Below are 25,128 nucleotides of genomic sequence, written 5' to 3'. Positions count from 1 at the left end.
AGAGGGAGTGTTCCGTGGCGGAAAAAAAACAACTGCGTATTGCAACCCGCAATTCAGGATTTATCGACCCCGAAAAGGTCGACGCTTACATTGCTGTCGGCGGTTATCAGGCCATTGGCCGTTGCCTGAACGATATGACGCCGTCGCAGGTCATCGATGAGATGACCCGTAGCGGATTGCGCGGACGGGGTGGTGCAGGGTTTCCTACCGGCGTCAAATGGGGCTTTGCCGCCAAATACGAGTCGGATACCAAGTACATTGTCTGCAATGCGGACGAAGGCGATCCCGGAGCTTTTATGGATCGCGCGGTGCTCGAAGGCGATCCCCACAGTGTGCTCGAAGGCATGCTCGTCGCAGGATATGCTGTCGGCGCCAATCATGGTGTCATCTACATCCGCGCCGAATATCCCCTGGCCATCAAACGTCTGCGCACCGCCATCAAGCAGGCCAGCGCCTACGGACTGCTCGGCGAGCATATTCTCGGTAGCGATTTTTCCTTCGATATCGAGCTCAAGTACGGTGCCGGAGCCTTTGTCTGCGGTGAAGAGACGGCTCTGATCCGCTCTATCCAAGGTAATCGCGGCGAACCCTATACCAAACCGCCGTTCCCGGCGGAATCCGGCTATTGGGGCAAACCGACCATCGTCAACAATGTCGAAACCCTGGCCAACGTTCCCGCCATCATGATGAAAGGGGCCGACTGGTTCAGCAGCATCGGCTCGCCTACTGCCAAAGGAACCAAGGTCTTTTCCCTGGTCGGCAAGATCACCAATGTCGGCCTTATCGAAGTGCCCATGGGCATTACTCTTCGGGAAGTTGTCTTCGATATCGGGGGGGGCTGTCCCGGTGGTAAAAAATTCAAGGCGGTGCAGACCGGCGGACCCTCCGGCGGGGTATTGACTTACAAGGATCTCGACGCGCCTATCGATTATGAAAATCTCGCGGCGCGCGAATCGATCATGGGCTCCGGCGGGATGATTGTCATGGATGAGGATGCCTGCATGGTCGCCATCGCCAAATTTTTCCTGCAATTCACCATGGATGAAAGCTGCGGCAAATGTACGCCATGTCGCGTCGGTTCCAAACGTCTGTGGGAGTTGCTTGATAAAATAACCCTCGGTCAGGCTACGGAAGATGATCTGGAAACGCTCGTTACATTGGCTCGTACGATAAAAGATACGGCTTTGTGCGGATTGGGCCAGACCATGCCCAACCCTATCTTGTCTACCGTCAGGGTGTTTCGCGACGAATACCTGGCTCATATCAAAGAAAAACGCTGTCCGGCCGGCGTTTGCACACACCTTCGGCAATTTGTGATCCTTAAAGACAAATGCGTCGGCTGTACCCTGTGTGCCAAGATCTGCCCGGTCGAATGCATCAGTGGTCAAGTCAAACAGCCGCATGTCATCGATCAGAGCAAGTGCATCAAGTGCGGCGCATGTCAGGACAAATGCAAGTTCGAGGCGATTGTCACCCGTTAAGCGTGCCGCGATATGCTCCGGAAGGCGAGGTGCCCCGACGGTAAATTTACGGTTGGTGTTTGTATATGTGTGATAAAAGAACTTACAGAAGAACGGAATCTCTACGACTGACTCCTTTAAATCGGCTGGCAAGTCTTAAACTCAAGGTTGCCGGTGTGGCGGAGCACCCTGTGGTGCTGCCGGTATTTCAACTCATGTCCTGGGGACTGGTGGATTGTTCGTGCCTGGCCAGCGAGGAAACGGCCGATGAGTTGATGCAGCTGGTGTGGCAGCCTGATCAGCGGGCTGCCCTCGATTATCTGTTGGGCAGCATCCCCGGGGGGGCGACCGCTTTCCAGCGTAAGTTGTTGCACATGCCTCCGCGTGCCGCTGCATGGGCCTTGCTCGGTGTTTTCGACATGCGTCTCAGGTCTGAGCCCTACAAACCCTATTCCTGAGGATGTGTCGTCGCGGCAGGAATGAATCCAGGAGCCACAATGTTTATGAAGCGACTCGGCAGGACCTTGTTGCAGGGGCTGGCCGCCATGCTGCCCGCCATCCTGACCATCTATATCCTTTACTGGCTGGTGCGCTCTGCCGAAACCGTACTCGGTTCCGTATTGACCTTGCTGCTGCCACCCGGAAGGTATATCCCCGGTATGGGCCTGGTTGCCGGATTGCTTTTTACTTTTTTGTTCGGCATGGCGCTAAATGCCTTTCTGGTGCGCAAGATGCTCAGCCTGAGCGAAGCGCTGATGAACCGCATTCCTCTGGTAAAGGTGTTGTACGGTTCGCTCAAGGATTTCATCGGGTTCTTTGCCGCCAGGCGCGAGGCCCAGTTTAACCAGGTCGTGACCGTCGAGCTTGACTTCGGCGGCATGCCTATGCGGATGCTCGGCTTCGTTACCTGCAGCGATTTCAGCAATCTTCCGGAGGGCATTGGAGATGCCGATGAAGTGGCCGTATACCTTCCCCTGAGTTACCAGATCGGTGGTTATACGGTGATCGTCCCGCGGTCCGCCGTTAATCCAGTGGCTATCTCCACGCATCGGGCCATGGGTTTTGTGGTCACGGGAGGCCTCACCGCCGATAAGGGCAATGCCGTTGCAGAAGGCCGGCGTGGGGCCGGGAGTGCGAAGCCGGCAGGTTCTGCCTGAAAAGGTGTGGTTCGGCCTGTTATGCTCTGGAGTGCTTTATGCGGCAGCCCGGCAAACAGTAGGAGATAAAAGCTCATCGCTCACGCGATGGGCTTTTTGTTTGAAAACAGGCACATTTTTCAATGAGGTTGCAAGGATAGGTTCGGATCCCCTCTGGGCGCGATTGAGCCCGGAGCCCCTGATATGAACCGGGCTGACATAAACGGAGTTACTTGACTTTGGTTGGTAACTGCTGCATAAAAAGCATTAATGTTATGCTTCGGGATTTGGGGGAGAGTTTTTACGCGTGTTCCTTCAGGTCTGTACCGCTTCTTTCGCTCAAAACATCGGTGGAGGAAAAACCTTTGCGTAAAGGGATCTTGTGCCTATGCTTGTCGATGTTGCTGCCGACCACCTTCGCCGCTGCCCAAACAGTCACAAAAAAACCGGCTTTGGACCGCAATGTCGTTCGACCTGCCCTGGCGGAAAAAATAGACAGGCAGCTGCGGCCCTGGTTGACCATGGAGGTGAACGATTTTCGCACCTTGTGGAACGGGCGGCCCATGTATCTGTATACCCTGAACAACCGTTCCCGGGAAGCGTCCGGCCAGCTCGAGGTCACCACCTCCTATGCCGGGGACATCGACGGTCCCTGGGAAGACAGTCATGTGCTGGGACATAGGAGCATTCCTCCGGGTAGCAGCCAGGGGCCGGTTATTCAAACCTTTCCCCGGGGTACGCGCTGGATCCGCGTGGAAATCCGCCAGGATCTGGAGCCGGGAAAACCTCTGGTCTTTGCGAAAAAATTCGCAGCAAGGTATGCCGCACCCAAAATTCGTAGCGTCAGGCGCAGGATTGCCCCGGACAAGGTCGGTTCCAAGCTGGTCGTTGTCATCGAGAATCCCACCCCGCAGGATTTTCGCGACGATTGCAGCGTTCAGTGGAGATTCTCCGATACATTGCAGGGCATGGATTCCGCTTGTGTGCATAAAAAACCCCTGGTGATCCCGGCATCCGCTACCGTTAGCCAGCTGCTGCCTGTTACCGACGATGCGTCGAAACCATATTTGACCGTGACCATCAAGGGCCTTTACGATACCATTGCCGTCAAGCGCTTCAAACAGGTGGGGCGGGTTTTTACGCCCATCAAATAACAGGTATCTACGGGAGTGGCAGTTGGCGATTATCGGTCTTGACGGGGTTACGGCACGCATTGGCAAGCATGCCTGGCTGAGGGATATCTCTTTACACATCGGTGGCGATGACCATTGGGCCATCGTCGGCGCCAACGGCTCGGGAAAATCGGCTCTGGGCAGGCTGCTGTGCGGCGAACTCGAGGTCGACTCCGGTTTTCTGGATACCGTGGAAAAGTCGGCTTTCATTGCTTTTGAAACGGTCAACGAGATTCTCGAGATCGAGCGTTACAACGACGATACGGATTTTCTCGACCGCATCGACCAGGGGACTTCGGTACGGGATTTTATTCTTGAAGGGCAGCCCGATGCCGCCCCAAGGCTTCACAAGCTTGCCGCGCAGCTGCATTTTTCCGATCTGCTGGAGCGCGGTATCCGGTTTTTATCGACGGGTGAAATGCGCAAGGTGGTGATCTGCCGGGCGTTGTTACAGGATCCCGAACTGCTGGTGCTCGACGAACCGTTTGACGGATTGGATCAGGCATCCTGTCAAGTTGTGCGGAGTCTGATCAGTGATCTGGCCCAGCGGGGGTTGCGCCTTGTCCTTCTGCTGAACCGGTTCAGCGAAATTCTGCCCTGCATAACCCATCTGGCCTACCTGCGCGACTGTCGCATCTTCGCAAGCGGTCCCCGTGAAGAACTTCTCGCCTCCGAGGCGCTGTTGCGGTTTCACGCCTTTCATTATGCCCTGCCGGAGCGTTTGCCGGCCGTTCCCAAAGGGAGCGACGCCGGTTCCGTGCGCGATGACGCAGCGCTGGTCGAAATGAAAGACGTGATGGTGCGCTATGATGGCAAATATGTTCTGAACCGGCTCAACTGGACGGTGTCGCCCGGGCAGCATTGGAAGATCAGTGGTCCCAACGGCTCCGGTAAATCGACTTTACTGAGTCTGGTTTCGGGCGACAATCCCCAGGCTTATGCCAACGACATTCGTCTGTTCGGTCGGCAGCGCGGCACAGGGGAGAGTGTTTGGGATATCAAGAAACAAATCGGTCTGGTGTCCACCGCTTTCCAGCAGAGCTATCGGGTTGGTGTGACGGCAGAGCTTGCGGTCATTTCCGGTTTCTTCGACAGTATCGGGGTTTATCACCGCTACTCTTCCGCACAACGGGCCATCGCCCTGCAGTGGCTGGAAATCCTTCACCTGCAGGACAAACGCCATGCTCCGTTGCGCAGTCTGTCGTACGGGGAACAGCGTATGGTGCTTATGGCCAGAGCGATGATCAAGCAGCCCCGGTTGTTGATTCTGGACGAACCGTGCCAGGGCCTGGACGCGATCAACCGGGAAATGGTTTTAAAGCTTGTCGACTTTCTCGGGACGCGTGGCCATACCCAGATCCTTTATGTGACCCACCATCCGGAGGACTGCATTCCCTGCATAACGCATAGTCTGGAAATGGTTCCCGCGCCGGAAGGAGGTTATACTTCCAGGGTGACATGCGAAGCTGGGCGCAGCGGTACGGCGGAATCCTTGTAATCAGGCAAGATCGGTATGCCATGCGGTATTTTGAAAACGGAAGCTAATTACTGTTATCGGGAGAGGTCATGAAAAAAATCGTTATTATCGTTGGTGCGTTGCTTGTCGCCGGCCTGTTGGGGGCGACATGGTATTCGAGTTTTCAAGCCGAGAAGATTTTTGCCGCTCAGGCGGAAAAAACCGGGGAGTTGTATGGTCCCGCGGTAAAAGTGAGCCTCGATGACTACACGAAGGGGTTGCTGCAATCCGAGGCTCGAACTTCTGTGGTGTTAGGGAAGGCGGTTCCCCTGCATTTGCTGCACAAGGTGACGCATCTGCCCTGGGGCGCCAAAGTGGTAACGACCGTCAATCAGGAAGCCTACGATGAACAGGGCCTGGCCGAGATAGGTGCGTATCTGCCTTTGGAACAATTGCAGATGGTCAGCCATTTCGGTCTGACCGGCAACTCCGATATGCGGATGAACATACCGGTCATGGAAACGGATCGGGATGGCCTCCGCATCCGACTGCAGGGGCTTGAGATGAACGGCAGCCTGAATGCCGGGATGGATGATGGGGATTTCGACTTCAAGGTTGCCAGCATGCAGGTTCGGACCCCCGAAATTCAGGATCTGACTTTTGATGGTTTTCACGGATTTTTCAACTACCGGGAGCAAGGAGGTTTTCCGCTGGGGGAGGGCGTGCTGCAGTTGGATAAAATCCTCCTCAATCGCGAAGGTGTTGCCGGATACGAACTGAACGGGCTTAGCTACCGTTTTAACAGTACCCTTACCGATCGGACGCTGAACCAATACGTGGATGTTGCCTTTGCAGACCTGGCGGTTGCGGGCGAGGCCTGTAGCAATGGTCGATTGAAATTCGAGATTACCGGCATGGACGCCGATGCTGCCAGGGCACTTCAGGAGGTTTACGGCAGCATGTCGGCGGAGGCCCTGGCCGGGAGCGATGTTGATCCGTTCTTGATTCAATTGCAGATTATGTCAAAGACTGTCGAGTTGCTGCAAAAAGGCATGCATTTCAAACTGGAGACCCTGGCGTTGGAGACCGCCGGCGGAAACATCCATGCACAGGGCTTTGTGGACGTGGAAAACATGCAGCAGGAAAATCGTCCTGCGTTCGATGTGAAAGGTGTCCGTGCCGGAGCGACGGTGTATTTCGATGCGGACGCCTTCGTCTCAGGCTATCGACTGGTCAGCGCCATGCAGGGCGAGCAGTTTTCGGCTGAGGATCTGTCCAGTCAAGCCGCAAGTCTTGCACAATCCCTGGTTTCCGAGGGGATTCTGGTAAAAACCGAAAATAACGGCCTGGAAGCGGAGCTTTCCTTCGCCGAAGGCAAGGCCAGTCTGAATGGCAAGCCCGTATCCCAATAACCCTGCTGTTTTGTAGGACGGGGGCCGCTTCCATAGCAAGGAACGCGGCCCCTTTTCGTTGTGCACGGTTCATTATCCGTGTGGCACATCCGGCTTTTTGGATGTCGGTTTTTGCCAACCCTGCCGGGGTGTTTCGACGGGCCTCAATCTTCGGACCGGCGTAGCTGACCTGTCGCGGCGGTACAGGTACGGGTTGCCGGCGACTCAACCTGCCCCATGCGCTTCTCCGGAAAAATGGCAAGGCATGCCAACTTTTCCCATGAGTCGGGTTGCCTGTTGACGAATCTGCGGCACACTGTATGAACCGGGGTGGAACTTTTAATCAGAAAACGTGTTTGCTGAGGGGAGATGGACCAATGTTGATGGATTCCATGCGCGCGTTGCTGGGCGGTAGCCTTTATGAGTGGTTTGTGCAAATGGGGCAGCTATTGGAAGGCTTATGGAATTCACTGCTGGCTTGGCGTATTTTTTCGCTGCTGCTGCTCCTGTGCCTGATCGGTAGTCATTATCGTCGGCCCAAATAGTGTCGTGCGGTGTTTTAAAACGCCATGCAAAGATGCCATACCTGAAAACAGGCCGCCGGGAGTTGCCTTGTCATACTCCCGGCGGCCTGTTTAGGTTGGGATGCCATGATCGCCGAGAGTGTCGTCTCAAACACCTTTGTCGGCCTGCTGGCATTTTTCGACTTTGCACATGAAGCTGCGATTGGACGGGGTCGCAGTCACGGGATTGCGTAGCGTATCGTCGGTCAGGTTGTTGATGCTCCAGCGCGGATCGACCTCGCCCCATCCCCAGGCGATGAGTATCGATCCGGGATGAATCCGGTCGGAGATGCGGGCTTTCATGCGGATGCAGCCCCTGGGGGTCGAGACTTGCAGCAGGGTGCCGTCGATAACAGCGAGCCGCTGAGCGTCTTCGGGGTGGATGTCGACGTATCCTTCCGGTTCCTGTTTCCGCAGGGCGGGAACCTGGCGAAACTGGGAGTGGGTATAACGGTTGCAGCGTTCTCCGCTGATGCCGATGAAGGGGAATGCAGCCTGCTGGCCGGCATCACTTAAGGGGCTGTCGAATCCGTGCCCGAAAGGCACCGCCGGATAGCCGTTTTCCGCCAGCCTCGGGGAGGAAAATTCGACCTTGCCCGACGGCGTGCGAAATCCCTGCGAAACAAATTTTTCATGCTCGACCCGGCACCAGGCTATGCCCGAGGGGGATGAGCGCAATCGGGCCGTGGTCAAGCCGGCCGGCTGGAGCTGGTAGTCGATGGCCCCTTCGACGGTTTGCCAGGGGAACTCCTTGTCAAGGCCGAGCCTGCGCCCCAGTTCAAAGGTGATTTTCCAGTCCGGCCAGCTATCGCCGATGCAGTCGATGACCTGATCCTGCAACGTGACCAGGCTGTGGCGCAGCGCGGCCCGGTTAAGCTGGGTTTTTTCAAAACATCCGGCGGCGGGCAGTACGATATCGGCCAGTTGAGTGGTGCTGGTGGCAAACAGATCGATGGCTACCAGACACTCGAGTTTCTGCAGCGCCTGGCGCACCCGGTTGGTGTCGGTCATGGTGACGGCAGGGTTGCCGGATTGTACGATCAGCATGCGGATCGGGTAGGGGCGTTCCTCCAAAATGGCGTCGATGAGCGACGATTGGGCATGCAGCCCCCAGTTGTGATGAAAGCTGCTGAACAGGGAATAGTTGCAGGTGATGGGCGGCAGATCCGCAGGCAGGCGTTCCTTCAGTTGCATATCCCGGGTCGGAACCGGCTGGGGAATCAAGTCGCCGCCGGGGCGGTCAAGGTTGCCGGTCAGCGCGCGCAGCATGCACACCGCACGGGTGGCATCGAACACCGGCAGTTGCATGTCGAGACCGTTGCCGTCGACGATGCAGGCCGGCGAGGTGGTGGCGTAAAGGCGTGCGGTGTTGCGGATATCGGCCGCAGTCAGCCAGAGTTTGTCGGCTATGTTTTCCGCGGTAAAGGTCTGGGCAACGCGGCGCAGCTCGTCAAAGCCCAGGCACCACTGCCGGACGAAGTCGCGGTCAAATAATTCTTCGTCGATAATGGTGTCGATCATGGCCATGGCCAGTAAGCCGTCATATCCGGGCTTGATCTGCAGCCAGATGTCGGCCATCTCCGCCAGCGGTGTACGGACCGGGTCGATGACGATCAGCCGGGCACCCTGCCGGCGCGCCTGGAGGATGGCATCAAAGGCTGGCGGACAGGTGTTCTGGTCGTTTTTTCCCCATACCATGATGCAGCCCGCATCTTTGATTTGAGGGATGGTCATGGCGCCGTAGGTGAAGGCGTGGGCCATTTCCCGTGCGACATGGCACACGGAACCGTTGCCGATGACATTGGGCGAGCCGAATGCGTGCATCAGGCGGGACGCATAATCCCAGGGGGCGCCCCAGTCCGCGGCCATGCCGCGCAACCAGGCGACGGATTGTGCGCCATGCTCTTGTCTGTATTGCTGCATACGGGTGGCGACGGCATCCAGCGCTTCCTCCCAGCCGGCTGTGCGAAAGCCGTTGTGTTTGCCGTTGCGATCCCTGATCAACGGGGTGGTAAGACGGTTGGGGGAATAGGTGATGTCGGCGGCAGCCCGCAGTTTGGGGCACGGCTGACATTGTTCCGGCGGTAGCGAGGATTTGCGCCGGGCCGCGGTCAGTCTGCCGTTGCGGATCGTGACTTCTACCGGGCAGCAGGCGGAACACAGACGACATACGGTATCCTTTTTCATGGCGGACTCCTCGCTCTTGGGCCCGTGCTGCCGGTCAGCGGCAGGCTTTGACAAAACAGCTGCGAATCAGTTCGAAATGATTGGCATGGGTGCGGATTTTCCACCAGACATGGCCCCGTTGCTCGATCTGCCAGGCGGTGCGCAGGTCCGGGTGGTCGCCCCGCAGCAGGGCGGCGATGTTGTCCAGGCCGCGTCCGGGAAAGGGGTGGCAGGCTTTTCCTCCCAGCCAGTGCCGCTCTTCGGCGGCTTCCAGTGACCAGGAAAAAGGATCGGATACCAGCATCTGGGCGGGGCTTTTTCGGGCGACCCGGACCATTTCGCTAAGGTGCTGCAGGGGCTGGGGGAGTTTATCGACAAGATTCAGCGATGCCAGGCCGGCAAAGATCCCGGACCGAAAGGGCAACGCCTGGGCATCGCCTACGACGAATTCGATGTTTTTCAAATGCCAGGTTGCGGGCAATCGCAAGGCAACCTGGCGTTGCAGCAGCCCCTCTTCCGGCAACGACACCGTTTTGCAACGACGGGTCAGTAACTCCCGGGCTGCGCGGATAAAGGTTTCGGACTTGTCGATGCCGATGACGAAATCGCATTTATCCTGCATTTCAAAGGCAAACCGCCCCACGGCAGAGCCGATATCGAGAATCGGACCGTCGGCAGGACCCATCAAAGCCGCCCACTGGCGATAGGCATCGGAAGCTTCGGGGTCGTTCATCAGGTCGCCGTAGTGACTCCACAGGTAGGAAGACAGGGCCTGGGGCGATTCGTAGCCGAGGCCCTCCTGCTTTCGCGGGACGTAGTGCGGCTCCAAAAACGCCAGACCGTCGCGTATCGGATACAGATGGCCGCAGTTGCCGCAGCATAAATCCCCTTCGAGGATATCGTCATGAGACTGCCGATGAACGGTTGCCCTTAAGGCAATCTCGGCGGGCAGACAATTCGGACAGATAAGCATCTGCAACAAGCTGGTTTTCATCGGGACATCCTTTACGGGAAAAATCGAAACCGTAGCGCGGCACACAACAGCAGTATGCCTGCAGCAAAAAGGACGTGGGTTGCATATCGCAATGTTGCGGGTACGGACTGGAAGTCCTGGGCTGCGACGCGGTGGGGCAAGCGGTTGAATTTGTCCAGATCCTCCTGAGACCTGCCCATTTTTACGGCATTGTCCCGGATCTGTTCATGGCGTTTTAGGGCTGCCTTCACCAGATGCCGTTCGACATGACCGCACAGCATGAGGTAGCCGACCGCCAGGGCAAGGCAAAGCCAGAAAACATAGGGGTGTCCGATGCCATATAAGGCGATGGTGGCCAGAAGGTAGACGAATATACCGATGCGTCGCAGCACTGCAGACATGGGGAATACCTCGTATGCACGGGGTTGGCAGGGGATCCTCCGTTCGGTGTTCTATAAAAATACCATAAATTTGCGGTTCGCCTATCCGCGAGGGGCATGCCCCGGAAAAGAATGTGTACCCGTGTCGATATTGACAAACATGGAGGGCCGGTTCAAAATCAGATTTTCAATCGAGGTTTTTCGCGAACATTGCCCGGCGGTAAATCGGCGATGAGAATATTTTTTTCCAATATGCGTCAGACCAAGCGGATCTTGATGGTCTGCCCATCTGTGCGGCATGCTTTTTGGTATTATGTCTCTTGACAAGAACTTTCGATGCACGACGGATGCCTCACAGGTTGTCGGACGTTTCGCGCCCAGTCCGACGGGGGCGCTGCATTTCGGCTCTCTGGTAACGGCGGTGGGCAGTTATTGTCTGGCCAAAAGCGCCGGCGGGCTCTGGCTGCTGCGCATGGAGGATCTGGATGGTCCGCGCGTGGTGCCCGGCGCGGCTGATGAAATTTTGCATACCCTGGAAGCACTGACTCTGCACTGGGATGGAGAGGTGCTCTACCAGAGTCGCCGCACCGCCTGTTACGAGGCGGCACTGGAGCGTTTGCGTGAGGATGGGCACATTTTCCCCTGTGCCTGTTCGCGTAAGGAAGTCCTGGCCAGCGCCCCTCATCGTGGTGAGGAGGGACCGATTTATGCCGGTACCTGCCGCAACGGTCTGCCCGTCGGTCGCGAGGCCCGTGCCTGGCGCATGCGTGTGCCGCATCGCAGCGTCGGGTTTTGCGATTGCTTGAGTGGCGAATATCGGCAGTGCCTGGCTTCCGAGGTCGGGGATTTTGTGTTGCGAAGGGCTGACGGCCTGTTTGCCTATCAGTTGGCGGTGGTGGTCGACGATGCCGAAAGCGGGGTGACCCAGGTGGTGCGCGGTGCCGATCTGCTCAGCAGCACTCCGCGGCAGATCTACCTGCATCAGTGCCTCGGGTATCCACTGCCCTGCTATGCACATCTTCCGCTGGTTATGACGCCTGACGGCGAAAAAGTCAGCAAGCGTCATGGCACCGTGTCTCTCGATAGCAGCGGCGGCGGACGGTTGATCTGGAAAGCCTTGCGGTTTCTGGGGCAGGCCGTGCCGGCAGAACTGTTGAATGCATCGCCCGCTGAAGTACTGTCCTGGGGGGCGAAGTATTTCGATGGAACGAAGGTGCCGAAGGTTCAGTGCTGAGGCACGCGTTGAAGGAATGGGAGCCGGTGCCCGTGCGGGCACCGGCTTGCGAGAGGGTTACCAGCCTGCAGGCAGTTCGAAGTAGGTGGTCAGACCGGTGCGTACGCTCCAATCTTCGCTCTTGTCGACATAGCCGACGGAACCGCCCAGATCCCAGGTGAAGCGTCCCAGCTCGGCTTGTATCCCTGCGCGGAATGCGCCCCGGCTGTTGACGGATTCATCGCCTTCCATGCCCTCGACGGAAACCAGGGCGGCAAGCTGGTCTTCCAGTACCGGAATCTTGACCCCGACACCGTAGCGGAACATGTCGTCCTGACCGTCATTGCCCGAGCGAGGGTCGCCGAGAATGGCCACTCCGGCGTTGACGTACAAAGTGAACAGGGGATAGTTGCGCGTAAACAGGGCATCGATGAAGATGTCGGCTTCATCGGTGCCGAAATCATCCTCGTCGTCGGCGTTAGGCAGCTTGGTGGCGAGTCGCAGTGCAATGGCCGGCAGACGCAGCGATTCCTGCCACAGGCGAACTTTCAGGCCCAGAGTGACGTCGCCGCTTCCGAATTTGCCGCCCTGGCCGTTTTCCCGCAGATGCAGATAGCTGTATTGGATCTGTGCCTCGACACGTTCGGCAAGTCCGAGATTAAGGGTCAATGTCGGGATCTCCATCACCCGGCGATCGCGGTCTTCGCTTTGGAACAGGTTTCGCATGCCGTCGGCGTATGAAAAGCCTATGTGAAACTCTGCCTGGTTTTTGGGTAGCAGTTGACCATCCTGCAGACCGATTGGTTCGAGGATGGCAGCCAGGGTGGGGCTGGTGAGCAGCAGCACAGAGACGAGGGTTAGAAACGATGTGCGAATTAGGCCGGATGGTGCGTTCATGGAGATTTCCTCCTGTGTTGAATTAGAAAAACTAAACAGATAAGCAATGTAAAGGAATTTAAACCCTCTGTATGGGGCTGTCAACAGATTCTGGCGGCTATAATAAGGTAAACATTAAAATTGGCATCCGGGCGCCGAAGGCAGATTCCTCGGCGGATGTCGGTGCCCAACGGTAGGAGCTGAAATCCGGGATAGAGATCCGGGCTGAAACTTGACAAGGGTATGTTAATGTAGCGTCTGTCCTGAATCTTCGGGTGAAGACTGACGTGGAACGGGATAGGCGGTCCCAATCTTTCCAAGGAGAACAGATCTATGCGTCGATTGCTATGGGTGGTGATGCTGTTTGTACCGGTAGTCTTGATGGGGTGTTCTAACGGGGTTTATAACGTTCCCAAGGAGCAGTATCGATCCATGGTTAAAACACTGGGGGTTTTGCCGCTGATGGTGGACGGCGGCTCGGAGATTCATCATCCTGAGGCCCGCCAGGTGATCGATTTGCTATCCCGGGTCAATCGCGGCAAGGAGGATTCCCTGGTTGAACTCCTGCGACAAAAAAAAGCCTATTTCGACGTCCGTCCGGTGACGGGCGATCCGTCGGCATTGTTGCGGAGAATTGCCGTGTCACGCAAGGCCGCAGGGGATGAGGACGGCGGCTATACCTATCGTTTCCAGCCGGCAGCCGTGGCGGAGCTGGCCCGAACCACGGTGAGCGATGCACTTCTGGTGGTTGTTTTCAACGGGGCTGAACGACAAGAGCGGCGTTGGGATCGCACCAAAATAAACTATCTGGATGCGGCGTGCGACAGCATTCTGGTGTCGGCTGCGGTGGTGCTGCCTACCGGGGAGGTTGTGTGGGAATATCGCAGTCCGCTTGGCGAGCCTTTTTTGAATCTGCAGTATCCTGATTTCGATGAGGCGCATTACAATAAAAGCGATCAGGTGGCTCTGAAGTATATCACCCTGCCGGGGCTCGAACGCGCTTTGACCGAGCCGGATGAAGGGTGGTTCGGGCAGACTGAGGTCCCCGTGGTTTACCATCAGCTGTTCAAGGAGTTGGCTTCCGGATTGAAGCCGGGATTGCTCAATCCGTTCAGTAACGGGAATGCGGAATGAATCGGTAGGGTCTGTTTCGTTATCCGATACCGCCGAAGGTGATCAAGGGGCGCCCCGTGGGCGTCCCTTACCTGGCATTTGTTGCGCAAAAAGGTAATTAATCCATTGACAGTCCGTCTCAAACAGGGTAGATAGTAGGGAGAATCAATTGTTTGATCCTTCAGAACAGAAGTCCCTTACCACGCTACCTTTCGGAACAACATCCCGTAACGATTCAAAATCGAGCTGTTTGTAACAGGAATAAAATCCCAATGGTACCGCATGGCGACGGGGTGTCGCGCGTGGTACCCCCATGATAAGGAAAACCGTCCTACCCTTTCTGTAACCAATCCAAAAGTTGTAACATCAATACGGTCCGGGCGACCGCAACGACAGGCGAAAATGGCAGGTGACGTGCTCCGCAAGATCCGGCATGCATGACGACCGAGAAAAGCTTGTCATGGTCGGCGTGCATTTTAGGAGAAAAAATGAATTTAAAGGAACTCAAAGAGAAGAAGATTACCGAACTGGCGGCGATCGCCAAGGACCTTAAGCTTGACGGTGCCGCCGGCATGCGCAAGCAGGACCTGATCTTCACGATTCTCAATGCCACCGCTGAGAAAAACGGAGCTATTTTCGGCGAAGGTGTCTTGGAAATCCTGCCCGACGGTTTCGGTTTTTTGCGGGCGCCTGACGCAAACTATCTGCCCGGCCCCGACGATATCTATGTTTCACCGTCGCAAATCCGACGGTTCAATCTGCGTACCGGCGATACTGTGTCGGGGCAGATTCGCCCACCCAAGGAAGGCGAGCGCTATTTTGCCCTGCTTAAGGTTGCCGAGGTAAACTTCGAAAATCCGTCGGTGGCCCGTGACAAGACTTTGTTCGACAATCTGACTCCCCTTTATCCGGAGGAGCGTATTGTTCTTGAGGCGGCTCCGGACAACCTGTCCATGCGCGTTATGGACCTGGTTACGCCTATCGGTAAGGGCCAGCGTGGGCTTATCGTTGCGCCGCCGCGAACCGGCAAGACCATCCTTTTGCAGAATATTGCGAATTCCATTGCCGTCAACCATCCGGAAGTGTATCTCATCGTGCTGCTTATCGATGAGCGTCCCGAAGAAGTCACCGACATGCAGCGTTCCGTCAAGGGCGAGGTCATTTCCTCGACCTTCGACGAGCCGGCCACCCGCCACGTGCAGGTCGCCGAGATGGTCATCGAAAAAGCTCGCCGCCTTGTCGAACATAAGCGCGATGTGGTTATTCTGCTCGATTCCATCACCCGCCTGGCGCGTGCCTACAACACGGTGGTGCCGCCCAGCGGTAAGATTCTTTCGGGCGGTGTCGATTCCAACGCTCTGCACAAGCCCAAGCGCTTTTTCGGCGCGGCGCGTAACATTGAAGAAGGTGGCAGCCTGACCATTATCGCCACCGCGCTGGTCGATACCGGCAGCAAGATGGATGAGGTCATTTTCGAGGAATTCAAGGGCACCGGTAATATGGAAGCCGTGCTCGACCGGCGCCTGGTCGATAAGCGCACTTTCCCCGCGATTGACGTCAACAAGTCCGGCACCCGCCGCGAAGAATTGCTGGTTGGTCAGACCCAGTTGCAGCGGCTCTGGCTGTTGCGCAAGGTGCTTTCCTCCATGAATGTCGTCGACAGTATGGAATTCCTGTTGGAAAAGTTGTCCGCAACCAAGACCAACGATGAGTTTTTCGAGTCTATGAACCAGTAGGCGATGCTGTCCAGAAAAGCCTTGCGATAAGCTGTCCGAAATGGTAAAAGATACGCTTTGCCTTGCGAAGTTTTCGCTTTATGTCCGAGCCCTGTACTAAGCCAGGGTGATAAGGAGAAGAAGTCATGAAAGAAGGGATCCATCCTAAATACGAGGCGGTCGAGGTCAAGTGCCACTGTGGCAATGTTATCCAGACCCGCTCTACCAAGTGTGCCGATATGCAAGTCGAGGTTTGCTCGGCCTGTCATCCGTTCTATACCGGTAAGCAGAAGCTGCTCGATACAGCTGGTCGTATCGACCGTTTCCGCAAGAAATACGCGAAGAACAACAAGTAATTGCCGGAGACGGCCCTCCGGGGCCGTTTCTTTTTTTGTTCACAGGCAGAAACGCGCGGGGCGTTTCTGCCCTGTTGCATTTGGGCCTTCCGTAAACTGTCTCCAGCCTTGATCGTGGTGACAGGCGCAGGGCCGGGCGGGAAAGACATGCTCGTACAACTGTTGACTCATACTCCTGAGCCCGAGCGGTTGGTGGCTGCCGCCGCCCGTTTGTGTTATTCGGCATCTTCCGTCGAGGAACTGTTGCAGCAGGACAGCGCCCGCAGGGAGGCGCTGCTCGCCAAGATTCTCTCTGTCGGTCATCTGTCTACCCTGGAACATGTCTCTTTCACCTTCGGTATTGAAGGGGTCAGTCGTGCCTGTTCCCATCAGTTGGTACGTCATCGCCTGGCTTCCTATTCCCAGCAAAGTCAGCGTTATGTCTCGCATAAGCAGCGTTTTACCGCGGTAACGCCGCCTTCCATCGCCGACCGGCCTGAACTGCTGGCTACCTTTGAAGCGGCATTGGAAGAAATGCACCGGGTTTATGCCGAGCTTATGGAGGCCGGGATTCCGGCGGAAGATGCACGTTTTGTGTTGCCCAACGCTGCCGAGACCAAACTGGTCATGACCATGAACGCTCGTGAACTGCTGCATTTCTTTGCGCTGCGCTGCTGTCGCCGGGCTCAATGGGAGATCCGCGCGCTGGCGGTGGAAATGCTGCGCCAGGTACGCGGTGTCGCGCCGGGTCTGTTCGCTGCCGGCGGTCCCGGGTGTCTTGTCGGTGCCTGTCCCGAAGGTGCTATGACCTGTGGCTGCGTGGATGAAGTTCGCAAGGAATTCGCCAATCTTTGATGCCCGACTGAGAGAGCAATCGTAAGCTGATGATATTTAACAAGCTCGAAGAAGTGGAAGATCGGTTTCGTGAAGTCGAGGGGCTGCTGTCGGACCCGCAGGTCGTGTCGCAGCAGAAACGTTTTCTCGAGTTGACGCGCGAACATGCCGAACTGTCGTCGGTAGTCGCGGTTTATCGCGAATACAAACGGGTAAGCGAAGATATCGAGGGGAACCGCGAGTTGCTGCAGGATAGCGACCCTGAAATGCGGGAGATGGCCAAGGCGGAGCTGCCCGAACTCGAGGCTCATCGTGAAGAACTGGCTCAGCAGCTTAAGGTTCTGCTGTTGCCTAAAGATCCCAACGACGACAAGAACGTTATCCTTGAAATCAGGGCAGGTACCGGTGGCGACGAAGCGGCACTGTTTGCCGGCGACCTGTTCCGCATGTACAGCCGTTTTGCCGAGGGGCAGGGTTGGAAAGTCGAGACCATGAGCGTTTCGGACTCCGAAGCCGGCGGATTCAAGGAAATTATCGCCATGATCAGCGGCAACCGGGTGTATTCGCAACTCAAATACGAGAGCGGCACCCATCGGGTGCAACGGGTGCCGGAGACGGAGGCCCAGGGGCGTATCCACACCTCGGCCTGCACGGTGGCGGTGTTGCCCGAGGCTGAAGACGTTGATGTGGATATCGATCCGACCGATCTGCGCATTGATGTTTACCGCGCCTCCGGCGCCGGAGGGCAGCACGTCAATAAAACCGAATCGGCGGTGCGTATTACGCATGTGCCCACCGGAGTGGTGGTTTCCTGCCAGGACGAAAAATCCCAGCATAAAAACAAGGCCAAAGCCATGAAGGTGCTGAAGTCCCGCATCCTGGATCAGGTGATGGCCGATCAGCAGGCGCAGATGGCCGCCGATCGCAAAAGCCAGGTCGGTAGCGGCGATCGCAGTCAGCGTATCCGTACCTACAACTTCCCCCAGGGGCGTTGCACCGATCACCGCATCGGTTTGACGCTCTATCGGCTGGAAGGCATCATGCAGGGCAATCTCTCCGAGTTGGTCGAACCCCTCACCCTGCATTATCAGAGTGAGGCCATGGCGGCCCAGGAGGCGTAAGTTTGGCACAAATCTGGACCGTGCTGAAAATACTGCAGTGGACCGCCGATTATTTCCGGGATAAGGGGATTGACAGCGGCCGGCGCGATGCCGAGTTGTTGCTTGGTGCCAGCCTCGGGATGGACCGGGTGGGCCTGTATCTTAATTTTGACCGTCCTCTCGAGGAGTCCGAGTTGACGGCCTATCGTGCCCTGGTGGTCAAAAGGGCCAGGCGCGAACCGTTGCAGTATATCCTGGGCGAGACGGAGTTCTGGTCTTTGCCCCTGTCGGTTTCTCCGGCGGTGCTGATCCCCCGGCCCGATACCGAGGTGCTGGTGGAGGAAGCTCTGCGGGTGGCCAACGGGTCGCGAGTTCTCGATGTGGGCACCGGTAGCGGCGCCATAGCCATCGCCCTTGCCCATGAACTTGCCGATGCGCAGGTGGTGGCGCTGGATATCTGTCCCCAGGCTCTGGCGGTGGCTGCCGATAATGCCCGCCGCAACGGTGTCGACGATCGGGTGCGGTTTCTTGAGAGGGATCTGGCGCAACTGCCCGAGGGGCCTTTCGATCTGATCGTTTCCAATCCCCCCTATATCCCGGCGGCTGATCTCGACGGACTGATGCCCGAAGTTCGAGATTTCGAACCGCGTCAGGCCTTAAACGGTGGGCAAGATGGTCTTGATCCTTACCGGCTGCTGGCGGCGCAGGCCGATACGTGTCTGGTGCCCGGAGGCTGGCTGCTGGTGGAGGTCGGTATCGATCAGGCCGCCGCGGTGCGGCAGCTGTTCGATGACGCCGGACTTGTGGACGGCTTCGTGCGGGACGATTATGGTGGCGTGCCGCGGGTCGTGGGGGCTCGCCGCGGCGCAGATCATAGTATTCACTGAGCATATGCACCCTTTTCTTCAAAGGTGGTACCAGGTTGGATAAGATTGTCATTCATGGTGGAAACCGACTCAAGGGCGAGGTTCGGATCAGCGGCGCCAAAAATTCAGCGCTGCCGCTGTTGTTTGCCACCTTGCTTGCTCCCGGGCAGCACCAGCTCGAAAATGTGCCGGCCCTGCGGGATATTTCGACCGCCGGAAAACTGCTGAGCATCCTTGGCGCGGAAGTGCATAGCCAGGAAGGGGTGTTTTCTGTCGATGCCACCCGGATTCGCAGTGTTGAGGCGCCCTACGATCTGGTGCGCACCATGCGTGCCTCGGTTTTGGTCCTCGGTCCGCTGCTGGCGCGACTGGGACACGCCCGGGTGAGTTTGCCCGGCGGCTGTGCCATCGGTGCCCGGCCCATCAATCTGCATCTCAAGGGGCTCGAGGCCATGGGTGCCGAGATCGATCTCGACCACGGCTATGTCGAGGCCCGGGCCAAACGGTTGCATGGGGCCAATATCTACCTCGATATTCCCACCGTCGGCGGTACCGAAAACCTGCTGATGGCGGCGTGTCTTGCTCAAGGTACCACCGTAATTGAAAATGCTGCGTGCGAACCGGAGATCGTCGATCTGGCCACGGCTTTGACCTGTATGGGGGCCCGTATCGAAGGTGCCGGGACGGACCGTATCGTTGTCGAAGGGGTCGATGAGTTGCAGCCGCTGCATTACGCCGTAATGCCGGACCGCATCGAGGCCGGTACCTTCATGGTGGCTGCGGCCATGACCCGAGGGGATGTGCGGTTGCTCGGTGCCCGTCAGGCCGACCTCGAGGCCTTGATCAGCAAGCTCCAGGAAGCCGGCGTCACCATCAGCGCGGAGGATCATGCGTTACGCGTGCGGGGTCCGCGCCGCATCGCTCCGGTCGACATCAAGACCCAGCCTCACCCCGGTTTTCCAACGGACATGCAGGCTCAGTTCATGGCTTTGATGAGTATTGCCGACGGTACCAGCGTGGTTACCGAGAGTGTTTTTGAAAACCGCTTTATGCATGTTTGCGAACTGCAGCGCCTTGGCGCAGATATCGCCATCGAAGGCAAGACCGCCAAGGTGCGAGGCGTCAAGGAGTTGCTTGGCGCGCCGGTTATGGCCACCGATCTGCGTGCCAGCGCCAGTCTGGTGCTGGCCGGACTGGCTGCGGAAAATACGACCGAGGTTTCGCGCATCTATCATCTCGATCGGGGTTATGAGCGCCTCGAGGAAAAGTTTCGAAATCTTGGTGCGCACATCGAGCGAATCAAGGGCTGATGGGTCCTTGGTCCCTGGCCGTTGGTCATTCATGTATATGAAAACATGCCGCTGAACAACCAATGACAATGACAATCGATAAAGGACCGTCCTTATGAGCGATTACATAACGTTTGCCCTGCCCAAGGGGCGTATTATGCGGGACTCCATGGAGCTGTTTGCCAAAATCGGCATCACCTGTCCGGAGATGAGCGGCGACAGCCGCAAGCTGGTGTTCGAAAACCCCGAGACCAAATTCCGCTTTATGGCGGTGCGGGCCACGGATGTTCCGACCTATGTCGAATACGGCTGTGCCGATTTGGGAGTGGTCGGCAAGGATACCCTGCTGGAGCAAGGCAAGGATCTCTACGAGCCCTTGGATCTTAAGTTCGGATACTGTCGACTGGTGGTGGCCGAGCCGGGCGAGCTGTCGCGCGATGAGGATCCGGCCGACTGGTCCAATATCCGTGTGGCAACCAAGTATCCCAATATTACCGAGCGTTACTTTGCCGAGCGCGGCGTGCAGGTGGAACTCATCAAGCTTTACGGATCCATCGAGCTGGCGCCTCTGGTCGGGCTGGCTGAACGTATTGTCGACCTGGTGTCGACAGGCGCTACCATGCGCGACAACGGTCTGGTGGAGGTGGAGACCATCGGTGAAATCACCAGCCGCCTGATCGTTAACCGTGCCAGCCTCAAGACCAAGCATCAGCGTATTACCCGCATTATACAGGACCTGGAACGGGTATTGGCTGAAGACGCCGGGAACGATTGAGGAGCCAGGTTATGATGCGATTGTTATCATTTGATGATTCCGATTTCGGTGCTGCTCTCGGCGCCATTGTCGCCCGGGGGGAAACGCCGCCCGAAGGGGTCGAGGAAACGGTTGCGGAAATCCTCGAGGCGGTGCGCCTGCAAGGCGATCGCGCTTTGCTCGAATACACGACCCGTTTTGACGGGTTGGATCTTACCGCAGCGCAACTGCAGGTTACGGCAGAGGAGATCGAAGCGGCTTTGGCCGCTGTGGATAGCGAATCGATGGCCGCATTGCAGCTTGCGGCCGACCGCATCGCTGCTTTTCATCGTCGCCAGAAGACCGAGACCTGGCTGACTACCGACGAGCAGGATGTTATGCTGGGCCAGATGGTGCAGCCTTTGGAGCGGGTCGGTATCTATGTGCCCGGTGGCAAGGCCAGTTACCCCTCGTCGGTTTTGATGAATGCCATTCCCGCCAAGGTGGCCGGCGTGGCTGAGGTGGTGATGGTGGTGCCCATGCCGCACGGCGAGGTCAATCCCCATGTGCTGGCGGCCGCGCACCTGGCCGGCGTCGATCGTATTTTCAAGATCGGCGGTGCCCAGGCGGTTGCCGCACTGGCTTACGGTACCGAGAGTGTGCCGCGGGTCGATAAGATTACCGGACCGGGTAATATCTATGTCGCCACCGCCAAAAAAATGGTTTTCGGGCAGGTGGATATCGACATGATCGCCGGTCCCAGTGAAATCCTGGTCATCAATGACGGCAGCGGCACCCCCGAGCACATCGCCGTCGACCTGCTGTCCCAGGCCGAGCACGATGAGCTGGCAGCCGCTATTCTGGTGACTACCGATGCCGATTTCGGCCGGCGCGTGCAGCAGGCAGTCGAAGAGCAGCTGGCAACGTTGAAGCGGGCCGCTATCGCACGCTGTTCCATCGATGCCTTCGGGGCCATCCTGGTCGCCCGCGATCTGGAGCAGGCGGTGGCACTGAGCAACAGCATTGCGCCGGAGCACCTGGAGTTGGCGGTTGACGATCCCTTTTCCCTGCTGCCCAGAATCCGCCATGCCGGGGCCATCTTTATGGGGCACCATTGTCCCGAAGCGGCCGGAGACTATCTGGCCGGCCCCAACCATACCCTGCCTACCGGCGGGACCGCGCGCTTTTTTTCTCCGCTGGGGGTGGACGATTTCGTCAAGAAGTCGAGCATTATTTCCTTCTCCCGGGAAGGGCTCGATCGGTTGGGCCGGTCTATCGTGCATCTGGCCGAACTGGAAGGACTGGAAGCCCATGGGCGTTCCGTTTCCATTCGCCTGAAGGATAGCTGACCATCGCCGCCTGGCCGGTGAAAAGGCCGGCTGTATCGCCATCTCTGTCAACCAACTGCTGGCAAGGGGGTTTGCCATGTCTCGCAGCGCCACTATCGATCGACAGACGCAGGAAACCCAAATCAATTTGGACTTGACCCTTGACGGGTGCGGCGAAGCCTGTATCGCCACACCTGTGCCTTTTATGAACCATATGCTCACCTTGCTTTCCCGTCATGGGTTTTTTGATCTCACGGTCAAGGCCGAGGGCGATGTCGAGGTGGACGATCATCACACGGTAGAGGATCTCGGTATCTGTCTGGGGCAGGCCTTCGTCAAGGCTCTCGGGGACAAGCAGGGCATTCGCCGCTATGGCGCCGCCACGGTTCCCATGGATGAGACGCTGGCCTCGGTGCATATCGATTTTTCCGGGCGCTCGTGCCTGGTGTTCAATATGGACCTTCCCAAGGCCAAGGTCGGCAGCTTCGATGTGGAGCTGGTCGAAGAATTCTTTACCGCATTTTGTAATCACGCCGGGGCCAATGTGCATGTCAATCTGGTCTACGGGCGCAATCTGCACCACATGATCGAAGGCGTATTCAAGGCCTTCGGTCGAGCGTTGGATGAGGCCACCGGACTCGATCCTCGCATTCAAGGGGTGCTGTCCACCAAAGGAAAGCTGTAACAGATGATAGTCATTATCGATTACGGGATGGGCAATCTGCGCAGTGTGCAGAAAGGCTTTGAAAAGGTCGGCTACAGTGCGCGGGTGACGGATGACCCCGCCGTTGTGGCGCAGGCCGATAAACTGGTGTTGCCCGGTGTCGGCGCCTTTCGCGACTGCATGGATCAGTTGACGGCCGGCGGTTTTGTCGAGCCGATTTTGCGGCATGTCGAGTCCGGTCGGCCGTTTCTCGGTATCTGCCTCGGTTTGCAACTGTTGTTTACCGAAAGCGAGGAGTTCGGCCACCACCAGGGGCTGAATATTATCCCCGGGCGGGTGGTACGGTTCCCCGGCGACATGCAGGAGCAAGGGGAAGTTCTGAAAGTGCCGCATATGGGCTGGAACCAGATCGATATCCAACGCCCCGCGCCGATTTTTCAGGGGCTCGATAGCGGCGAGTCTGTTTATTTCGTGCATTCCTATTACGTCGTACCCGAGGATGCATCGGTGGTGGCGGCAACGGCTGATTACGGGCGCACCTTCTGTGCCGCCGTGTGGCGGGACAATGTCATGGCGACCCAGTTCCATCCGGAAAAAAGCCAGCAGGTCGGTCTTAGAATCCTCAAGAATTTCGGAGATATGTGATGATAGTTATTCCCGCCATCGATTTGAAGGAAGGCCGCTGTGTGCGTCTTGAACAGGGCCTGATGGAGAAGGACACGGTTTACAACGACAACCCCGGTGCCCAGGCCCGCAGTTGGCAGGAGCAGGGTGGCGAGCTGTTGCATATTGTCGATCTCGACGGTGCTTTTGCCGGCGTGCCGCGTAACCGTGACGCTATCCGCGCCATTGCCGAGGCCGTTTCGATTCCCACCGAACTGGGCGGCGGGATTCGTGACCTGCCGACCATCGAAGCCTATCTCGAGCTTGGTATAGATCGCGTCATCCTCGGTACGGTGGCCAAAGAAAATCCGGAGTTGGTTCGTGAGGCCTGCCGGTTGTTCCCCGGGCGTATCGTGGTCGGCATCGACGCGCGCGACGGGTTGGTCGCAGTGCGCGGATGGGCCGACGTTACCGAAAAGCTCGCAACCGAATTGGCCAAAGAGATGGAAGGGTTCGGTGTCGAAGCGATCATCTATACCGATATCGCCCGTGACGGCATGATGGGGGGGCCGAACCTTGAGGCGACCCGTGCCCTGGCCGAGTCGATCTCGGTGCCGGTCATCGCCTCCGGCGGCGTCTCCTGTCTGGAAGACATCGCCCGTCTCATGACCATTGAAGACTCCGGGGTGACCGGCGTGATCACCGGCAAGGCGCTGTATACCGGCAGCCTCGATCTGCGTGAAGCGGTGGCTCTGACCAAGGGCAAAGCCTGATTTCGTGCCGATTTTGATCTTTGCCTATAAAATGAATATGTATCGCAGAGCACGCTGAGTTCGCCGAGGCGGGCTTTTGGTGTGACTGTTTTCTTTGCGATCTCAACGGTTTTTTGCGGTAAAAAAACCGGTTTTCCCGGGTTTCGATCCAATTAATTAACTCGCGGCCCTTGTAATCGGGGTGCGGCGTTCTTATCTTGTGAAGGACGAGCCATGCTGACGAAACGTATTATACCCTGTCTCGATGTCAAGGACGGTCGGGTGGTCAAAGGGGTTCAGTTCCTGGAGTTGCGCGATGCCGGCGATCCGGTTGAGGCGGCCGAGGCCTATGACGCCCAGGGGGCCGATGAACTGACCTTTCTTGATATCACCGCTTCCAGCGACAAGCGCAATATCATTCTCGATGTGGTGTCCCGCACCGCGGAGAGGGTTTTTATGCCCCTTACCGTCGGCGGCGGCATTCGCACCATCGAGGATATCCGTAATCTGCTCAATGCCGGAGCCGACAAGGTTTCCATTAATACCGAGGCGGTCAATAACCCCGAGTTTGTCAAAGAAGCAGCCGAGCGTTTCGGCTCCCAGTGTATCGTTGTGGCCATCGATGCACGGCGCGTCGCCGATAGCGATCCGCAGCGCTGGGAGGTTTATATTCACGGCGGCCGAACGCCGACCGGCATCGACGCCATGGAGTGGGCGATGCGTATGGAAGCTTATGGTGCCGGAGAAATCCTGCTGACGTCCATGGACAAGGACGGCACCAAGGACGGATACGATATTCCTCTGACCCGTACCATCAGCGATTTGGTAAGTATTCCGGTTATCGCCTCCGGCGGTGTCGGCAATCTGGAGCATATTCATCAGGGCCTGACCGAAGGTGGGGCCAGTGCCGCTTTGGCCGCAAGTATCTTCCACTTTCGCGAATACACGATTCACGAGTGCAAAGAGTATCTGCAGAAGCGCGGCGTGCCGGCGCGTTTGTAGTCGGTTGA

Annotated in this window: 25 protein-coding genes; 21 read left to right on the top strand and 4 right to left on the bottom strand. The window is 57.4% G+C overall.

All coding sequences use genetic code 11. From position 1 onward, the window contains the following. The first annotated feature begins 14 nt into the window (after positions 1-14). From nuoF to PCAR_RS18840, 7 genes are all read left to right on the top strand, one after another. A complete protein-coding gene (nuoF, locus tag PCAR_RS14725) occupies positions 15-1,481 on the top strand; it encodes an NADH-quinone oxidoreductase subunit NuoF (RefSeq protein ID WP_011342487.1) in 1,467 nt (488 codons plus the stop codon). A gap of 65 nt (positions 1,482-1,546) precedes the next feature. Further along, positions 1,547-1,918 carry a hypothetical protein gene (locus PCAR_RS14720; RefSeq protein ID WP_011342486.1) on the top strand — a complete coding sequence of 124 codons (372 nt, stop codon included), beginning with the start codon at positions 1,547-1,549 and terminating at the stop codon, positions 1,916-1,918. A gap of 45 nt (positions 1,919-1,963) precedes the next feature. Beyond that, positions 1,964-2,617 (top strand): DUF502 domain-containing protein, encoded by a 654-nt coding sequence (locus PCAR_RS14715; RefSeq protein WP_148204356.1) that lies wholly within the window; start codon positions 1,964-1,966, stop codon positions 2,615-2,617. A gap of 344 nt (positions 2,618-2,961) precedes the next feature. Then, positions 2,962-3,750, top strand: a complete 789-nt coding sequence (locus tag PCAR_RS14710) for a hypothetical protein (protein ID WP_148204355.1) — start codon at positions 2,962-2,964, stop codon at positions 3,748-3,750. 22 nt (positions 3,751-3,772) lie between these two features. Next, positions 3,773-5,266: a molybdate ABC transporter ATP-binding protein ModF gene (gene modF, locus PCAR_RS14705; RefSeq protein ID WP_011342483.1), complete on the top strand. Its 1,494-nt coding sequence runs from the start codon at positions 3,773-3,775 to the stop codon at positions 5,264-5,266. Positions 5,267-5,334: 68 nt separating this feature from the next. After that, positions 5,335-6,636 (top strand): YdgA family protein, encoded by a 1,302-nt coding sequence (locus PCAR_RS14700; RefSeq protein WP_011342482.1) that lies wholly within the window; start codon positions 5,335-5,337, stop codon positions 6,634-6,636. 356 nt (positions 6,637-6,992) lie between these two features. Further along, entirely contained in the window at positions 6,993-7,160 is a 168-nt protein-coding gene (locus PCAR_RS18840; RefSeq protein ID WP_011342481.1) for a hypothetical protein, read from the top strand. A gap of 126 nt (positions 7,161-7,286) precedes the next feature. Here PCAR_RS18840 and PCAR_RS14695 read toward each other — a convergent pair whose 3' ends face one another. The 3 genes from PCAR_RS14695 to PCAR_RS14685 are packed head-to-tail and all read right to left on the bottom strand — an operon-like array spanning position 7,287 to position 10,718. Then, positions 7,287-9,365: a molybdopterin-containing oxidoreductase family protein gene (locus PCAR_RS14695; RefSeq protein WP_011342480.1), complete on the bottom strand. Its 2,079-nt coding sequence runs from the start codon at positions 9,363-9,365 to the stop codon at positions 7,287-7,289. Between the two features lie 34 nt (positions 9,366-9,399). Next, on the bottom strand, positions 9,400-10,338 hold the full coding sequence (locus tag PCAR_RS14690; protein WP_011342479.1) for a methyltransferase domain-containing protein: 939 nt from the start codon (positions 10,336-10,338) through the stop codon (positions 9,400-9,402). Positions 10,339-10,349: 11 nt separating this feature from the next. Further along, a complete protein-coding gene (locus PCAR_RS14685; protein WP_011342478.1) occupies positions 10,350-10,718 on the bottom strand; it encodes a hypothetical protein in 369 nt (122 codons plus the stop codon). A 292-nt stretch (positions 10,719-11,010) separates the two neighbouring features. On the opposite strand from PCAR_RS14685, the gene gluQRS reads away from it, so the two are divergent. Then, a complete protein-coding gene (gene gluQRS / locus PCAR_RS14675; protein WP_041531949.1) occupies positions 11,011-11,931 on the top strand; it encodes a tRNA glutamyl-Q(34) synthetase GluQRS in 921 nt (306 codons plus the stop codon). Positions 11,932-11,988: 57 nt separating this feature from the next. Here gluQRS and PCAR_RS14670 read toward each other — a convergent pair whose 3' ends face one another. Then, on the bottom strand, positions 11,989-12,807 hold the full coding sequence (locus tag PCAR_RS14670) for a hypothetical protein (protein ID WP_011342476.1): 819 nt from the start codon (positions 12,805-12,807) through the stop codon (positions 11,989-11,991). Between the two features lie 312 nt (positions 12,808-13,119). Between PCAR_RS14670 and PCAR_RS14665 the strand changes: the two genes are divergently transcribed. The 13 genes from PCAR_RS14665 to hisF all read left to right on the top strand — a co-directional run bounded on the left by PCAR_RS14665 (position 13,120) and on the right by hisF (position 25,120). Beyond that, positions 13,120-13,920: a lipoprotein gene (locus PCAR_RS14665; RefSeq protein ID WP_011342475.1), complete on the top strand. Its 801-nt coding sequence runs from the start codon at positions 13,120-13,122 to the stop codon at positions 13,918-13,920. 467 nt (positions 13,921-14,387) lie between these two features. Continuing rightward, positions 14,388-15,635, top strand: coding sequence for a transcription termination factor Rho (gene rho, locus PCAR_RS14660; RefSeq protein WP_011342474.1), 1,248 nt, complete (start codon positions 14,388-14,390; stop codon positions 15,633-15,635). A 125-nt stretch (positions 15,636-15,760) separates the two neighbouring features. Then, positions 15,761-15,970, top strand: a complete 210-nt coding sequence (gene rpmE / locus PCAR_RS14655; protein WP_011342473.1) for a 50S ribosomal protein L31 — start codon at positions 15,761-15,763, stop codon at positions 15,968-15,970. 147 nt (positions 15,971-16,117) lie between these two features. Next, positions 16,118-16,804 carry an FAD-dependent thymidylate synthase gene (gene thyX / locus PCAR_RS14650; RefSeq protein ID WP_011342472.1) on the top strand — a complete coding sequence of 229 codons (687 nt, stop codon included), beginning with the start codon at positions 16,118-16,120 and terminating at the stop codon, positions 16,802-16,804. Between the two features lie 32 nt (positions 16,805-16,836). Then, the gene (gene prfA / locus PCAR_RS14645; protein WP_041531948.1) at positions 16,837-17,904 is read left to right on the top strand and encodes a peptide chain release factor 1; all 1,068 of its coding nucleotides are present in this window, start codon (positions 16,837-16,839) and stop codon (positions 17,902-17,904) included. 2 nt (positions 17,905-17,906) lie between these two features. Beyond that, positions 17,907-18,770, top strand: a complete 864-nt coding sequence (gene prmC / locus PCAR_RS14640; RefSeq protein ID WP_011342470.1) for a peptide chain release factor N(5)-glutamine methyltransferase — start codon at positions 17,907-17,909, stop codon at positions 18,768-18,770. 35 nt (positions 18,771-18,805) lie between these two features. Further along, a complete protein-coding gene (gene murA / locus PCAR_RS14635; RefSeq protein WP_011342469.1) occupies positions 18,806-20,059 on the top strand; it encodes a UDP-N-acetylglucosamine 1-carboxyvinyltransferase in 1,254 nt (417 codons plus the stop codon). A gap of 94 nt (positions 20,060-20,153) precedes the next feature. Then, a complete protein-coding gene (hisG, locus tag PCAR_RS14630) occupies positions 20,154-20,813 on the top strand; it encodes an ATP phosphoribosyltransferase (protein ID WP_011342468.1) in 660 nt (219 codons plus the stop codon). Positions 20,814-20,827: 14 nt separating this feature from the next. Further along, a complete protein-coding gene (gene hisD / locus PCAR_RS14625) occupies positions 20,828-22,120 on the top strand; it encodes a histidinol dehydrogenase (RefSeq protein ID WP_041531947.1) in 1,293 nt (430 codons plus the stop codon). A gap of 76 nt (positions 22,121-22,196) precedes the next feature. Beyond that, complete coding sequence (hisB, locus tag PCAR_RS14620; RefSeq protein WP_011342466.1) at positions 22,197-22,784, top strand: imidazoleglycerol-phosphate dehydratase HisB; 588 nt, start codon at positions 22,197-22,199, stop codon at positions 22,782-22,784. Positions 22,785-22,787: 3 nt separating this feature from the next. After that, complete coding sequence (hisH, locus tag PCAR_RS14615; RefSeq protein ID WP_011342465.1) at positions 22,788-23,408, top strand: imidazole glycerol phosphate synthase subunit HisH; 621 nt, start codon at positions 22,788-22,790, stop codon at positions 23,406-23,408. Beyond that, complete coding sequence (hisA, locus tag PCAR_RS14610; protein ID WP_011342464.1) at positions 23,408-24,139, top strand: 1-(5-phosphoribosyl)-5-[(5-phosphoribosylamino)methylideneamino]imidazole-4-carboxamide isomerase; 732 nt, start codon at positions 23,408-23,410, stop codon at positions 24,137-24,139. The genes hisH and hisA overlap by 1 nt, the downstream gene beginning before the upstream one ends. A 213-nt stretch (positions 24,140-24,352) precedes the next feature. Continuing rightward, positions 24,353-25,120: an imidazole glycerol phosphate synthase subunit HisF gene (gene hisF, locus PCAR_RS14605; RefSeq protein ID WP_011342463.1), complete on the top strand. Its 768-nt coding sequence runs from the start codon at positions 24,353-24,355 to the stop codon at positions 25,118-25,120. Positions 25,121-25,128: the final 8 nt, after the last annotated feature.

The sequence above is a fragment of the Syntrophotalea carbinolica DSM 2380 genome, assembly GCF_000012885.1.
In the GTDB taxonomy this organism is placed as follows: domain Bacteria; phylum Desulfobacterota; class Desulfuromonadia; order Desulfuromonadales; family Syntrophotaleaceae; genus Syntrophotalea; species Syntrophotalea carbinolica.
This window is presented reverse-complemented; position numbering and strand designations above follow the sequence as displayed.